The sequence below is a fragment of the Halorhabdus sp. BNX81 genome (assembly GCF_029229925.1).
Lineage (GTDB): Archaea > Halobacteriota > Halobacteria > Halobacteriales > Haloarculaceae > Halorhabdus.
The window spans coordinates 58,927-74,375 of sequence record NZ_CP107254.1 but is presented as its reverse complement, the minus strand read 5'-3'; the positions used below and the strand labels follow the sequence as shown (position 1 = coordinate 74,375).

The 15,449-nt window shown below is 59.2% G+C and carries 10 protein-coding genes and 1 pseudogene; 9 read left to right on the top strand and 2 right to left on the bottom strand.

Annotation, left to right across the window (positions count from 1 at the left end; translation table 11 throughout):
• The first annotated feature begins 86 nt into the window (after positions 1 to 86).
• The 8 genes and pseudogenes from HBNXHr_RS00290 to HBNXHr_RS00255 all read left to right on the top strand — a co-directional run bounded on the left by HBNXHr_RS00290 (position 87) and on the right by HBNXHr_RS00255 (position 11,455).
• Positions 87 to 461: a response regulator transcription factor gene (locus HBNXHr_RS00290; protein ID WP_275882706.1), complete on the top strand. Its 375-nt coding sequence runs from the start codon at positions 87 to 89 to the stop codon at positions 459 to 461.
• Between the two features lie 31 nt (positions 462 to 492).
• Positions 493 to 1,617, top strand: coding sequence for a HEAT repeat domain-containing protein (locus tag HBNXHr_RS00285; RefSeq protein WP_275882705.1), 1,125 nt, complete (start codon positions 493 to 495; stop codon positions 1,615 to 1,617).
• Between the two features lies 1 nt (position 1,618).
• On the top strand, positions 1,619 to 3,046 hold the full coding sequence (locus HBNXHr_RS00280) for a glycosyltransferase (RefSeq protein WP_275882704.1): 1,428 nt from the start codon (positions 1,619 to 1,621) through the stop codon (positions 3,044 to 3,046).
• Positions 3,047 to 3,141: 95 nt separating this feature from the next.
• The gene (locus HBNXHr_RS00275; protein WP_275882703.1) at positions 3,142 to 4,293 is read left to right on the top strand and encodes a GAF domain-containing sensor histidine kinase; all 1,152 of its coding nucleotides are present in this window, start codon (positions 3,142 to 3,144) and stop codon (positions 4,291 to 4,293) included.
• 142 nt (positions 4,294 to 4,435) lie between these two features.
• Entirely contained in the window at positions 4,436 to 7,060 is a 2,625-nt protein-coding gene (locus HBNXHr_RS00270; protein ID WP_275882702.1) for a PAS domain S-box protein, read from the top strand.
• Between the two features lie 407 nt (positions 7,061 to 7,467).
• Positions 7,468 to 9,708: pseudogene (locus HBNXHr_RS00265) on the top strand (AAA family ATPase); the annotation flags it as partial.
• A gap of 130 nt (positions 9,709 to 9,838) precedes the next feature.
• Positions 9,839 to 10,543: a TOPRIM nucleotidyl transferase/hydrolase domain-containing protein gene (locus tag HBNXHr_RS00260; protein WP_345893715.1), complete on the top strand. Its 705-nt coding sequence runs from the start codon at positions 9,839 to 9,841 to the stop codon at positions 10,541 to 10,543.
• 648 nt (positions 10,544 to 11,191) lie between these two features.
• The gene (locus HBNXHr_RS00255; protein WP_275882699.1) at positions 11,192 to 11,455 is read left to right on the top strand and encodes a hypothetical protein; all 264 of its coding nucleotides are present in this window, start codon (positions 11,192 to 11,194) and stop codon (positions 11,453 to 11,455) included.
• A 288-nt stretch (positions 11,456 to 11,743) separates the two neighbouring features.
• Here HBNXHr_RS00255 and HBNXHr_RS00250 read toward each other — a convergent pair whose 3' ends face one another.
• Both HBNXHr_RS00250 and HBNXHr_RS00245 read right to left on the bottom strand, forming a co-directional pair.
• On the bottom strand, positions 11,744 to 12,463 hold the full coding sequence (locus tag HBNXHr_RS00250) for a universal stress protein (protein ID WP_275882698.1): 720 nt from the start codon (positions 12,461 to 12,463) through the stop codon (positions 11,744 to 11,746).
• A gap of 1 nt (position 12,464) precedes the next feature.
• Entirely contained in the window at positions 12,465 to 13,904 is a 1,440-nt protein-coding gene (locus HBNXHr_RS00245; protein ID WP_275882697.1) for an APC family permease, read from the bottom strand.
• A gap of 258 nt (positions 13,905 to 14,162) precedes the next feature.
• Between HBNXHr_RS00245 and HBNXHr_RS00240 the strand changes: the two genes are divergently transcribed.
• The gene (locus HBNXHr_RS00240) at positions 14,163 to 15,296 is read left to right on the top strand and encodes an inorganic phosphate transporter (RefSeq protein ID WP_275740967.1); all 1,134 of its coding nucleotides are present in this window, start codon (positions 14,163 to 14,165) and stop codon (positions 15,294 to 15,296) included.
• Positions 15,297 to 15,449: the final 153 nt, after the last annotated feature.

Below are 15,449 nucleotides of genomic sequence, written 5' to 3'. Positions count from 1 at the left end.
CCACAACGTCATGAGATTGTCGACGACGTCAATTGGCTTCGCCTCATGAGGTGATTATTTGTGGCTGCCACCGCATTATCTGACAAATGGCGGAATCGATCCTCGTCGTCGACGACGACACCACGATCCGGCAGTTGCTTCGCCACCGCTTCGAAGCGGCCGGGTTCGAGGTTCGTGTCTGTGAGGACGGCCAGGAAGCTGCCGACCTCTTGTCGACGGGGTTCGAGCCCGACGCCCTCGTCGTCGACGTCATGATGCCCCGTCTCAACGGGACGCGGCTGGTTCGGATGCTCAGAAACGGGGAGCTGGCGATCCGAACTGACCTGCCGGTCGTGATGCTCACCTCCCGCGGCCGGGAGGAACACGTTCTCGAAGGCTTCGACGCCGGCGTCGACGACTACGTCTCGAAGCCGTTCCGGAGCGCGGAGCTACTGGCACGCGTCCGGCGACACCTCCCATGACGCGAGTCGTCCCCTTCGAGGTGAGGGTGTGATGGCGGGGGCCGTCGGCGCGTTCGGGTACGAAGTCCCGCTGATCGTGATCCTGGCCGTGGTCGCGCTCGTGATCGGACTGCTACTGACCGTCTCGTTTTACATCACCATCGGCTGGTCAGTGTACCGCTCGGTCGTCGACGAGCGGCGCGATCGTGTCAGGGACGACCTTCGGGAAGCGCTGCTCGAGCGCCTCTTTGCCGACGACCCCGGCTGGGAGGAGTGGGTCGAGACGCTCTCCGGAACCGAGCGGCGAGTTACCGAGTCGCTGCTCGACGAGTTTCTCCGTGAGCTCGATGGCGGGGACAAGGCACAGCTGCAGGGGCTCGGCGTCGCCCTTGGGATTCCCGACCGCGCGCGCAAGCAACTCGACGGGCGCGGCGAGTTCGAGCACCTCGATGCGCTGACCTGGCTGACGTTGCTCGGCGATCCCGACCCGTATCTGGAGTCTGCGTTCGAGCCGGAGACGCCACGGGAGCGGGCGGCGACGGTGACGCTGCTGTCCGAGACCGACAGTCTCGCGGACGCCCGACAGGGCGTTTCGATACTGCTCGACGACATTGACGGCCAGTTCACGGTCTTCGGCCAGGACACACTGCATCGCATCTCACGATCGGACCCGACACCGCTGTTGGAGGCCGCACGCAGGGAGTATCGAAGCTGGAACGAACCCCTGTTCGCGCAAGTGCTTGCGGTCTGTGCCAACCTGGAGACCAGCGTCGGCGACCAGGACCTCTCGTGGCTGACCGCGGCCCTGGAGACCGAGAACGAAGCGATCCGGGCCGCCGCGGCGCGGGCGCTCGGGAGTTTTGGCTGGCGGGAAACCGTCCGTGACCGGGCGTTTCTGGAACGGGCGGTCGGCGATCCGTCACCACGGGTTCGGGGTGCCGTCTACGAGATGCTCGGCGCGTGGGGGGACCAACCAGCACTGAGTGTCCTCCTGTACGCCCTGGTGAGCGAAACCCATCCGCGAGCCGTAGAACGGGGGACAGCGGCGCTCGTCGACCGCCGCGACCGCATCGATCCCGACACGCCGGCTGTGTTGGGCCCGGCCTGGGACTGGAGTGTCGAACACGCCGAGTACGACGATATGGCCCGGCACGGCTCCAAGCGGGTGTATAGTTGAGATGCACACGATCACACACGCCGTCCTGATGGGGCTGGCCGGGTTCGGCGTCTTTGTCGTGGGGTATTACGCATTGATCAGCGTCGGCTACCTGTTTTTGCACGTCCTGGCGCTGTTCGAACTCCGCGAAGACGTCAAGGAGTCGCGATGGGACCCGCCGTTCCGGAAGTTCAGCTCCCCGTTCTATCCCGGCATCGGGATCGTCGTGCCGGCGTACAACGAGGAGGCCACCATCGTCGAGAGCGTCCGCTCGATGCTCTCGTTGAACTACCCGGAGACCGAGGTCGTCGTCGTCAACGACGGCTCGACCGACGCGACGCTAGATCGACTCCGCGAGCAGTTCGATCTCGAAGCCATCGACGCGGAGATCCCATTCGATATCCCTGCCGAAGAGATCCACGGCGTCTACCGGTCGACGACCGACGAGAAGTTGCTCGTCGTCGACAAGGAAAACGGCGGCAAAAGCGACGCCCTCAATGCGGGGATCTGGCTGACCGACATGCCGCTGTTCTGTGCCGTCGACGCGGATACGATCATCGACCGCGATGCGCTCCTCCAGATCGTGACGCCCTTCCTCAAGGAGCCAACGACCGCCGTCGCATCAGGGGGCGTCATCCGTGTCGCCAACGACTGTACAGTCGAGGACGGCATCGTCACTGACGTCTCCCTGCCGAAAACTGGCTTCCCCGGGTTACAGGTGATGGAGTACCTCCGTGCCTTCTACTCGGGTCGACTCGGTCTCAACCGGATCAACGGACTCATCCTCATCTCGGGAGCCTTCGGGCTCTTCCAGACGGAAGCCGTCCGCGAGATCGGTGGCTACAGACACGACACGATCACGGAGGACTTCGACATCGTCGTGCGCCTCCACAAACACCTGACCGAGCAGGACCGGGAGTACACGGTCGATTTCGTCCCGGAACCGGTCGCCTGGACGGAGGTTCCGAGCAGCCGCCGGGTACTCAGCCGGCAGCGAAGACGCTGGTACCGGGGGATGATGGAGACCGTCGTGACCAACCGCAAAATGTTGTTCAATCGCGCGTATGGTCGCGTCGGAACCCTGGTGATGCCGTTTTTCGTCGCGGCGGAAACACTCGGCCCGCTCATCGAAGGGCTTGGATACGTCGTGCTCCCGGTGGCGTGGTACTTCGGAGCGCTGGACGTGACGTTCGTGCTCATGTTCTTCCTCCTGACGACCGGCTACGGCGTCTTCCTGTCGTGGTTCGGCGTCTTCAGCGAGGTCTGGAGTTTCAACCGCTACGACAGCCCCTGGCAGGTGTTGCGCCTGCTGTGGTACGGCGTTCTGGAGAACTTCGGGTACAGACAGTGGAAGACGATCGTCGCCTGGCGCGGCCTCATCGAGTACGTCCGAGGCGTCGACTCGTGGGGCGTGATGGAACGCAGCGGCTTCGCCGGTGAGGAGGAGTGATCGGAGCTATCAGCGGTCGGCCGACTGACTGATCCCCCACCGCGAGCGCGTCGAGACGAGCAAACCTTTTCCCACGGTCGACGGTACCAATCAACATGGACACTCCGGAGCCCAGGAACTACTTTCGCGATCTGTTCGAAGTCGGTACTGATCGGTCCGCCCCGCTCGAGCAGAAAATCGAGCGAGCAATCACGCTCGGACGGGATCGACTGGGCGTCGACTACGGCGTCCTGTCGTATACGGGTGCCGGCGAGTACGAGATCGTCGACTCGACGATCGAAAGCGGGGCCTACGAGGCGGGGACGATCCACGAACTCGGGGAAACGTGGTGTCGCCACGTCGTGTCCGACCGCGAGATGCTCGTCGTCGCCGACGCGGCAAACTCGCCTTATAGCGACGACCTCGCCCGTGAGACGACCGGACTACAGTGTTATATCGGTGCTGCCGTCCTCGTCGACGGCGAGGTCTATGGCACGCTCTGTTACTCGGGGGAGGACCCGCTAGAGCGGGAATTCACCGAGGACGACGAGCGGTTCGTCCAGTTGCTCACCCAGTGGATCAGCTACGAGATCGAGCGCGAACAACACTACCGGGCCTTAGACGCACAGAACGAACGCCTGACGGAGTTCGCGGGCGTCCTCGCCCACGACCTGCGGAATCCCCTGACCGGAGCCCGGGGCTATACAGAACTCGTTTCCGAATCCGTCTCCGAACCCGAGGCGAGCCATCTTCAAACCGTCCTCGAGTCCTTAGACCGCATGGAGCAACTCATCACAGACACCCTCTCGCTGGCCAGGGAGGGGGCCGATGTCGGCGAGCGCGAACCGGTTTCGCTGGCCGCGGTCGCTGAGCGGGCCTGGAACACCGTACAACCGGACACCGCAGTGCTCGCCGTCGAGAGCGATCGAACGATCCGTGCCGACGCCTCCAGACTCCAGCAGTTGTTCGAGAACCTCTTTCGGAACGTGATGGAACACTGCCCGCCAGGGACCCGAGTGACCGTCGAGGGGACCGATACGGGGTTCGCCGTCAGCGACGACGGTCCCGGCCTCCCGCCGGCGATCGCCGACTCGCTGTTCGGTGGGACCTTCGGAAGCCAGCGCCATGGCCTGGGACTGCTGATCGTCGAGCGGGTCGTCTCCGGTCACGGCTGGGACGGGACAGTCGAGACGAGCGAAGGCGGAACGCGCTTCGAATTCACTGGCGTTGGGATGGTCACCGAACCACCATCGGTCTCGATTCGGTGACGGTGGTGGGCGGTCGAAAGGCCGATGTCGAGTGACAGTGCGATTGTGCTGTGGCGTCTCACCAGGAGTCGATGGCGCGATCTTTCAAAATCGAGAACGGCTCCCGACAGTTCATATGTCGAGACAGTCTAATCAAGACAAGATGACTCGTTTTGACGACGGGAAGACCGGACCGATAACGGTCCTGTACGTGAACGACGACCGTTCGTTCGCGGACCTGGTCCGGACGAAGCTGTCACGGTGTGGCGAGATCGATGTAGAGACGGCGACTGCTGCGGAGACGGCGATAGAGAACCTTGCGACGACCGAATTCGACTGCGTGGTGACCTCCTACGCGCTGCCCGACGGAACGGGGGTCGACCTCCTCGAACAGATCCAGGCGGAACACGACGACCTCCCGACCGTCCTGTTCACCGGTCGCGGGAGCGAAGAAGTGGCGAGTCGCGCAACCCGGGCCGACGTCTCCGATTACATTCCGATCCGACCGAACCAGGAGAGCTTCGAGCTGCTGGCCCGGCGGATCGAAACGCTGGTCGACGCCGCGCGCAAGCGAGCCGCCGCCGACCGAATGACTGATCGGTTCCGACGGACGCTCGAACGGGCGACCGACGCGATCTACGCCGTCGACACCGACTGGCGGATCGAATACATGAACGAGAAGATGGGCAAGCGAGTCGACCGGGACCCGGAGGAGGTCGTCGGCAACGTGCTCTGGGAGGAGTTCCCGTCGGTCGTTGACACGGAACTCGAAGACCGCTACCGGACCGCGATGGAAACCGGCGAGTCGGTCTCCTTCGAGCAATACGTCGGCGAGCCCTTCGAGTACTGGGTCGACGTTCGTGTGTTTCCGGACGAGGACGGCCTGACCGTCTTCTCCCAGGAGATCACCGACCGAAAGCAACAGCAACGCGAATATCAGGAACTCGCCGAGGAGTACGACGCGCTGCTGGATACGTCCGGTGACGCGATCTTCGTCCTCGACGTCGACATGTCAGGACAGGATCCGGAGTTCACGTTTGCACAGCTGAGTCCTGGGTACGAGACCCAGACTGGGCTTTCGACGGACGAAGTCAAGGACAGGACACCGCGGGACGTCTTCGGCGAGGAACGCGGTGCAGAGCTTGCGGCGAACTACGCCGAGTGCGTCGAGCAGCGCGAGCCGATCTCCTATCGCGAGGAGTTGTCGGTCGCCCCGGACGCCCGCTTCTGGGAGACATCGCTCGCACCGGTCATCGTCGACGACGAGATCGTCCGGATCGTCGGTATCGCACGGAACGTCACCGAACAAGTCCAGCGCGAGCGCAAACTCGAACAGGCGAACCAGCGACTGGAGGGACTCATCGAGGCGACGCCGCTGACGATCATGGAAATCGACGCTGACGGTGAGGTCATCCGCTGGAACGAGGGTGCAGAGGAGATGTTCGGATGGTCGCGCGAGGAGGTTCTGGGCGAATTTAACCCGATAATCCCTGAGGACCAGCAGACACAATTCGATGCCCATCGCCGGGCAGCACTCAACGGGAAACCGATCCGTGGCAAGGAGATTCAACGAGAGACCAAAGACGGGCGACGACTAGATCTCCTGCTGTCGGTCGCCCCGATCGAGGACTCGAACGGCGAGGTGACCAGCATTCTCGCCGTCCTCGAAGACATAACCGAACAGAAACACCTGGAGAACCGCCTTCGATCGCTACAGCGAACCGCACAGCAACTCAGCGCTGCACAGTCCACCGAAGAGATCGCCAATATCGCCGTCGACGCTGCCGTCGAAATCCTCGGGTTCGAGATCACCGGGATCTGGGAGTACGACGAGCGGGAACACGCCCTCATCCCGATCACTGAGACAGCCGAGGCGCGCGAGCTCGTCGGCGAGTCACCGCGATTCGATCCGGGTAACAGTCTCGCCTGGAAGGCCTTCGACACCGGCGAACTCCAGGTGTTCGACGACGTCAGAGAGGTTGACGAGCGGTATAACGAGGACACGAGGATCAGAAGCGAGATCCAGGTGCCGCTGGGCGACTATGGCCTCATCTCGACTGGCTCGCCAACGACCCGAGAGTTCTCCGAGACGGACGTCGACCTGTTCAGAATCCTCGGCGCGACTGTCGAGGCAGCGCTGGCACGGGCCAGCCGGGAAGCTGAGCTAAAGCGACAGAACGAACGTCTCGATCAGTTCGCGAGCGTCGTGGCCCACGACCTGCGGAACCCGCTCACCGTCGCGATGGGCTTTCTCGAAGTGGCTGCCGAGACGGGCGACCCGGACCACTTCGAGAAGGTCGAAACCGCTCACGACCGGATCGAACGTCTCATCGAAGACCTCCTGACGCTCGCCCGTGGGGAGACGACGATCGAGGACAGAGAACAGATCGACCTCGGCGCAGTTGCACGGGAAGCGTGGGGCTACGTCGACACGAGCGAGGCGACGATGGAGGTCGCCGAGGGCGTGCCAGTCGTCGCCGGTGACGCCGGGCGGTTGAGTCAACTGTTCGAGAACCTCTTCCGAAATGCGGTCGAACACGGCGGCAAGGACGTCACGATCACGGTCGGCAAGCGAGCGGACGGTGGGTTCTACGTCGCGGACGATGGCGAAGGGATTCCGCCCGAGGATCGAGAGACAGTGTTCGACCACGGCGTGACTACCAACGAGGGCGGAACGGGCTTTGGCCTCTCGATCGTCGAGGACATCGCGAAGGCACACGGCTGGACCGTCTCCGTCGGTGAGTCGAGCGATGGCGGTGCACGATTTGATTTCGATACGTCCCGGTGACGTGTAGTACCCGCCACCGGACCCGTATAGTTGCGAATGACAAAATCGCTAAACTGGATTGTCATTTGTAGTTTAATCCGGACTTACAGGAACCAAAGGGTGCAATTCTGCTGCCAGCGATGAATGATGTTCTTTCTCATGGGGCCCCAGCGGTGTTCAGAAAAGCACTGAGCAAAGAGTTTGTTTCTGCTGGCTTTCCAGCCGGATCCTGGCGGAATGAAAGGGCAAGCCAGTTTCGGGAACCCCGACGAAGCAAGCACTACAGAGCCTGAAAGGCTCGAAGCGCGCAGCGAGCCGCGGGACCGAAACTGGCGAGGGCTTTCAGGGCAGTTTCACTTTGGTTAGATCCCTATCTGAACACTACCTGGGGGCCCCTGACAATACTTTTGTATCCCGGTTGTTACCAAATGAGTACCATGAGTGAAGTCCCGCTACCCCTGGATAGATTTAGTGGTGAGGCATATTTCACTGCACTAGAAGATTTGGCAACGAGATATACGAAGGAAGAAGAACCCGTTCATTATAAAAAAGCAGCAATCAATCAAAGTGATGCAACTACTTCCAGCTGCTTAAAATTCTTTAGCGACATTGGACTAATCGAGGCTGAAAAAGCAGGAGTCTACGTACCCTCTAGCCATGTAATTGACTTTTTTAGGAAGATAGGAGAGTCGAAGGCGGCTGCTCAGGAAGAGATACAGAACTCCTTGGCTGACTACGACGTATTTTCTGAATTATTGTTCTTGGTGAGGTCGGGAGAGTTCACCAAAGAGGAGCTCTCGAAGAAAATTGCAGGTCAGCTGGATATTGATAAAGAAAATATTTCGAGTATTAGCACAGCAATTGATATATTCAAATTCTTTGGGTTCATAGAGATTTCTGATGAGGGTTTAGTTAGAGACTCTTCGATCAATACCAGAAAATCTGATGCTATAAAGGCGGAGGAAGGGGTTGAGTCTAATGATTCCGAATCTGTTCAACAAGCCTTACCCGCCGATTCTTCTCCGGAAGATATGCCCGATATTGATTTCCCTCCAACCCGTGGTTCACCTGAAGATCTTCTCAACATAGCGGAGATTCTTTCTACAGGAGGTACCCATACCACCGAGGAGTTAGTTGAAGAAAGTGAGTTCTCTAAACGGAAGGTTCAGGGACTAACGCAGTACGGGGTGGCTCTTGGGTTTATTGAAGAGGAGGATGGATACCAGCTGACTGATAGGGGATATGAACTATCATTTTGTTCCGACGATGTAGAAAGACAAGACTGGTTTCAGGAAGCTATTAATCAATATCCTAGTTATAGACATCTTCTGCAAGCATCTTTGAAAGATCTAGAGAATGGCTCAGATTCGCTCGAATCTCCAAAGATAGAAAAAGAATTACGCACAACATTTGGCTTTACTGGAAATGCGAAGGATACTGTTCGACAGGCAATAAACACCCTACTCAAAACCGTTGAGGCCGCAGGGTATGGCGAATATATCATCGGGAGGGGGAGTAATTCAACCCGAATAGAGGCCGAACCAAAGGAACTCCAATCACTTCGGAGTCTAGTTGCCAATGACCAACCATCCAAAGAAAATCGCCAATCTGATTCACAACAGAATGGAGATACAGACGCAGAACAAGGTGGAGATACAGACACAAACTCGTTCGAAAACGAAGATTCTAAAAAATCTGAACAGAATCAAGTGTTAGACGACGAGAATACGAAGTCAAAAAGTCGCGGACCAGCGGTTCGTATTTCAGAGATCCGAATACAGAACTTCAGAAATATCCGGGATACTGGCTATATTGAGTTAGAAAATGTTACTACTCTAATTGGGAAGAACGAAAGTGGGAAGACCTCCACTTTGGAAGCTATTCGTTCCTTCTCGACAGAATATGACTATATAGAGCGAGATTTATCAACAGCCGTAACGATAGCGGATACTGAAGAGAAGACGCCGATCATCTCTCTCCGTTTTGAATTAGAAGAGTCTCTAGTGGACGAATTTTATCCAGACCAGGCAAAAAGCACAGAAATGCCTCTGACTATTACAAGAACTAAATATTATGACAATAGTTACGAAGCAGAAATTGACGCCGATATTAATGTAAACCAAGTAGAATTACCTACGCCCAACATACTTTATTACGATAGTTATAGCCGTATTTCCGATAGTGCCACAATCAAACAACTCGAAAATGGAGAACGACCTACATTCAATAACCTATTAGATCTTGGTAGGATTTCTATAGACACTTTTGAAGATTCGTCTTTGACCCGGTACAACGCGATCGAGCAGGCAGAAAACAGAATTGAAGACCAAATCAATGAAGCGTGGTCTCAGAAAAGCCTGAATTTTAAACTAGATTGGGACTCCTCTGAAGAGAAAATAAACCTTCTAATTCAAGATCAACTTAATCCAGACTCTGCAACTGATGAACGCTCCTTAACCTATCCCTCGCAACGGAGTGCAGGATTCCAATGGTTTCTGTCTTTCTACATTAACTTGCTTGCCGAATCAAACAGTTCGAGCCTTGAGAGCAAGGTTCTGCTTTTAGATGACCCGGCAGTCTATCTGCATCCCGAAGGGAAACGGGACTGGTTGGAATCAGTCAACGATATTGGGAAAGATGAACAGGTGGTGTTCTCCTCTCATTCACCTTACTTGATTGACAAGCGGTATCCTTCACGCATCCGCGCAGTAGAAGACACCCCACGAGGAGGTACAAAAATACGGGAAGATATCTTTCAGTCCGACAATCATACACTCGAACCACTGCGGAACGCATTGGGTGGACCTCGGTTCGTCGCCGTTCATCTCTCGTCGTCAATTACTGGTAGAGGGGCCTACAGAGTATTATATCGTGGCAGCCGTTGCCAATTATTTCAGCCAGGAGCTAGACAGAGATTTGTTTGGATGGAAGAAACTGTCCGTTATGCCGGTTCGTGGAGCGCCCAATGTCATTGGGCAAGCAAGCTGGCTTGCTAGCGAGGGAATCGATTTTGCGATAATGTTGGATAGTGATGAGGAGGGCCGTGATACCTTAGAACGAATTGAGAAACATAATCCGGATATTGACTCAGACCGGGTTGTTATGCTACAAAACAGTTCGAATAGCGAAGAGGTTGTAACTGAAGACATGTTCGACCCTGAGCTGTATGTCTCCGAATTCAATGCTGAATACAAAGAGTTCACATCCGAGCTTGACAACGATTTTGAACCTGCTCAGGTCAAAGGCATCGACGGACTCAGATGGGAGGTCGGTGGAATCGAATATGACGGTACTCGGCTTGATAAAGTTCTAGTAGAGTACCTTGAGAGTTCAGCCCTCTCCGAGGATTTGGAGAATTCACGTGGAGAGATTGAGCTTCGTAAACGACAGATTGCAGAGCGAATCGCTTCAAGGCTGAATCGAAGTGCCGTGGAGGAAGATCAATTACAGTCCTTCAACCGAGTATTCGCTGATCTCGACTCTGCAATGGATCTCGATAGCTAAAATCAGAAACAAGCTTTCAGATATTTACACGTTCCAGCAAATCTATTCGTGGATAGGTAGATTAGGCGAGAGAATGCCAACAAGAAAATGCCGAAGGTCTGCTAGTTAGGGTTCCACTGTTATCGTACGGATCATCCTTACCCGGCTAATATTTATTTTTCGGTTCGCAGGCGTAGATAACCGCTTGAACGGTCGGCTAACAGATTCCGCCCATATCCACTTCCGTGGATACGACGCTGAAGAGCTAGTTACAATCCTAGAAGATCGCGTCCGATGGGGACTATCACCGAATGCACTGATTAATAGACTCACATGATAGCAAGCTACGCAGGTGGAGATGCCCGCTGGTTTCTGCGGTATTTCTCATTGAATTCGCGTCAGGCAGTTCTCCAATGATTTTGATCGACGATATCGTTGAGTGAGGCAGCTGAGACACACAGAAAGTGGAATCCCATTCAGCAAATACCCGGCATTCGCAAATACACGGACCAACTTCAGTATAGCATTATTTGGTTTATCGCGTGTGGTGGGCGTGTCATCTCGGGCAGTGTCACTCCGAGAATCCACCTCGATAGCACGATACGCGAGACGTGAAGGCTTCCAGAGTCGCGCGCGAACGGCTATCGTCTCGCCAGCCGAATAGCGGACATGGCACTGAGCACTGAATCGATCCGGGCCTCGTTCTTCGTCTATCCGCTGGCCCTGTGGGTCGTGATGGCAGCGGTCGCCGTCGCCAACGGCGTGTTCCACGAGACGGCCCTCATCGACCGGGTCGGCGAGTACCCCGGCCACGTCCTTTTGACCGCGATGCTGGTGGTCGCGATCATCGTCGTGGCGGCCGCCTACTTCGGAACCACCCCGACTATACGCAAGCAGAGTTGCTGGCCGTCGGCACGGGCTGGACTGTCCTGACCGTCGGCTTCGAGTTTCTCGTCGGGTTCCTCGAAGGGACGCCGCCGAGCGAAACCATCGCCCAGTACAACGTTCTGGCCGGCCAGGTGGGATGGTCGTCCCGCTGACGCTGCTGGTTGGGCCGCTGATGGTCACGCTGTCCGGGCGAGCGGGATAAATTGCATATCGATATATCGAACGCGGATGAGGCGTCCAAGACGAGCTCGAAGAGAAGGCAGTTTCAGTCCCCGTTCTGGAAACAGCGGAAATGAAGAATCGAATTCAGTCACACCGAAGAGAGCGCGACAATTACGCCTCGCTCGATTCCCGCTGGACGACCAGGACAGGGCCGAGGAACCGATCGGCGACCTGGTCGGCGGGCATCCCGAAAACGAACGTCGACAGCGTCGGGTCGGACTCGCCCATGATCACGCAGTCGTAGTCCTCGGCGAGTTCGGCGATGGCATCGACCGGTTTCACGTCCCGGTCGACCCGCGTCTTGATCCGGGCGGGATCGACGTCCTCGTCGGCCAGGCGGTCGGTGAGTCCGTCGAGCAGGACGTCGACGTCTTCGTCGGTTTCGTCCTCGCCCGTCACGTGATAGAGCGTGACGTCGATGTCCCGGTCGGCGAAGAGGCCGGCGACTACCTGAGCCAGTCGGTCGATGCCGACGGTGCCCCGGACGGCCACGAGGATGTCTTCGAGGTCCGCAAGGGCGCGGGGCACGAGCGCGGCCAGACAGTCGTTCTCGGCGATCTGGCGGTCGATCGTCTGCTGGGCGTCGTGGGTAAACACCAGTCGGTGGTCGACGGTTGCGCCAGCGTCGGACAGTGCCTGCTCGAACTCTTCGAGACGGTCCAGAGCGCGATCTTCGAACTGCATGCGAGCCTGGCCGGGGGCCGTCTGCCCGGGGATGACGTGATACCCCAGCAGGACGACGTGAGCGTTCGAGAGGAGGTCGGGCACCCCCTCCGGGAGCGATTCACCTTCGAGCACGCGGATCGGGACGAGTACTGATGGTCGGGTCATGTCAGATGTCACCTTTGAGGTCCAGGTCGTCGGCGTAGTAGCGGTACCACCCGTAGGACAGTACCATGATCACGACGCCGATGCCGATCGAGGCGCCGTTCATGAACGCGATCAGCGCGACGCTGGCGACCGCACCGATGGCCGGCAACACGGGCGAACCTGGCATTCGGAAATCGGGGTCGTACCAGTCCGGATCGCGCCGCCGTAACACGAGCAACGCGACGCAGATCAGCGCGTACATCACCAGGTGCAGAAACGACGCCACCTCCGCCAGGATCTCGACGCTGTCGGTCGCCACGAGCACCAGGATCGGGCCGCCGGCCATCGCCAGGGCGACGTGTGGCGTGCCGTATTTGAGGTTGATCTCGCTGGCCTTCTTCGGGAGCAAGGCGTCGCGGCTCAGCGCGTAGATGGACCGCGAGGCACTCAGGATCGAGGCGTTGGCGCTGGAGAAGGTCGCCAGCAGGCCGGCGACGAGGATCAACACTGCGCCGGGCAGTCCCAGCAGATCTCGCCCCACGTTGACCATCGCCGTCTCGCCGAAGGTGCCGAGGCGATCCGCGCCGAACGTGCTCGTCGCGACGAAGATCGTCACGGCGTAGAAGACGGTGACAATGATCACCGAGCCGACCATCGCCAGGGGCAGGTTTCGACTCGGGCGCTTGATCTCACCGGCGACCGTCGCCACTTGTGCGAAGCCGAGATACGACGTAAAGACCAGCGCAGCGGTCCTGAGTACCGGGGAGTACCCCTTCGAGAAGAACGTGTCAGGGACGGACTGGCGGCCGAAGATACCCATCGCATCGAGGACACCGTAGGTAAGGACGCCCGTGAGAATGACCAGCAACACGACGACGATGATGTTCTGGAGGGCCGCCGTCCGTTCGGTCCCGGCGACGCTAAGGGCGGTGAGGGCGGCCCCAAAGAGCAGCCCCAGCACAACGTGTGGTGGGGCCGGCCCGAGCGAGAGGACGATTCCGACCTCCGCGAGGACGGCGACGACGTAGTGCCCCAGGCCGACGAGGTAGAACGCGGCGGCGAAGACCAGCCCCAGCCACAGGCCGAGCCCGACGATCGCCCCGCCGGCCGTGCCTAGCGAGCGGGAGATGAAGTAGTAGCCGCCGCCGCTGCGGGGCATCGCCGTCGCGAGTTCCGAGGCCGGCAACGCGACCAGCAACGCGATGACGCCGCCGATCCCAAAGGAGAGTGCGGCTGCCGGACCGGCCTCCTTCGCCGCGAGCCCGGGGAAGACGAAGATCCCCGCGCCGATCATCGTCCCGATACCGATCGCCAGCCCGCCGACCAGCCCGATCGTCCGCTCGAGTTCGACACCCTCTTCGTGGGTCGTCGTCTCGTCGGTGACCGACTCGGGTTCGGGTTCGGGCCGCTGGCCCTCGATGTTCTCGCCGGCCGTCGAGACGTCGACCTCGCGGTCGTCCATGTCACGGTATTCGTCCACATATGTCAAAACAGTACCGGACGGGGGTGGCCCGTCCGGTGAAAGGGACAGTGAGTCACTGATAGCCCGGCCGTTCCCGGTGGGCGGCACAATGCTTACCCGTTCGTGTGTCGAACTTTCGATATCCGATGTCAACATGAAAACAATATGTGAACCGGGAGGTCCCGGGCGCGAGGTGGTCCATCCGTGGCGGTGACGTTCTGGCTGCTCGCGATCCTGGCGACGCTAACCTGTCTCGTGATGGCCTGGGCGCTGGGGGCCAACTCGAACTCGCCGCCCTTTGCGCCGGCCATCGGAGCCGGTGCCATCTCGACGATGCGGGCCGCCTTCCTGGTCGGCATCCTCGCAGCCCTCGGTGCACTTTTACAGGGCGGCTCGATCTCGGAGACCGTCGGCCGAGATCTCATCCTGAACACCCAGATCACGCCGCTGGCGGCGACGGCGGGGCTCCTCACCGCGGCGGCGTTCATGGCCTTCGGCGTCTACTCCGGATATCCAGTCCCGGCTGCCTTCGCCACCACCGGGGCGATGGTCGGCGTGGGGCTCTCGCTAGGTGGCGACCCCGCCATCGCGAAGTACCAGCAACTCGGGCTGTTCTGGGTACTCGTGCCCCCCGTTTCAGGTGGACTCGCCTACGGGACCGCGACGATCCTCCGGCGGGACGACATCCCCGAAACGGTCGGTGTCCCGCTGCTCGCGGCCGTCGTCTCCGGCATCATCGCGAACATCGAGTTGGGGATCATCCCGGGCGAGGCCGCCCAGAACTCGCTGGCCGGGTTTGCGTCGTCGACCGTCGGCTTGCCAGACCCGCTGGTCCGGGCGGCGGTCACCGTTGCCTTGGCTGCGCTCGGGTTCCTGGCGATCCGACGGCGGACACAGGCCTCGGCCGAGCAAGGGATTCGCACGTTCCTCGTGGCGCTCGGTAGCGTGGTCGCCTTTTCCTCCGGCGGCAGCCAGGTCGGTCTCGCGACCGGTCCGCTGGAGACGCTGTTCGTCACCAGGCTTGAACTGCCGACGCTCGTTCTGCTGGGAATCGGCGCGGTCGGGATCCTGGCCGGTGCGTGGATGGGTGCCCCGCGGCTCCTGCAGGCCACCTCCAGAGAGTACGCTCAGCTCGGCGCGCGCCGGTCGATCGCCGCTCTGGTCCCTGGATTCATCATCGCCCAGGTGGCGATCGCACTCGGTATCCCCATCTCGTTCAACAATATCGTCATCTCCGGGGTGATCGGCGGCGGGCTTGCTGCGGGCTCGGCGGGCGTCTCCCGACGGAAGATCGGCGTCACCGTGACCTTCTGGCTGCTCACGCTCGCGAGTTCGGTCGGCGTCGGCTACGGCCTCTATTGGGTGTTCTCGACAACGCTTGGCATGGAGTGACCCAGCGACAGCCCGTCGGGCCGTCCGATACATCGTTCGTCCCTGTTCCGGCAATTACTGCATAATATCTCGATCCTATCCGACTTTTGAATACAAATGTTTTTCAATATGCGGTACTGAAGGGACGAAATACACGGTGACCCACTGTGCCCG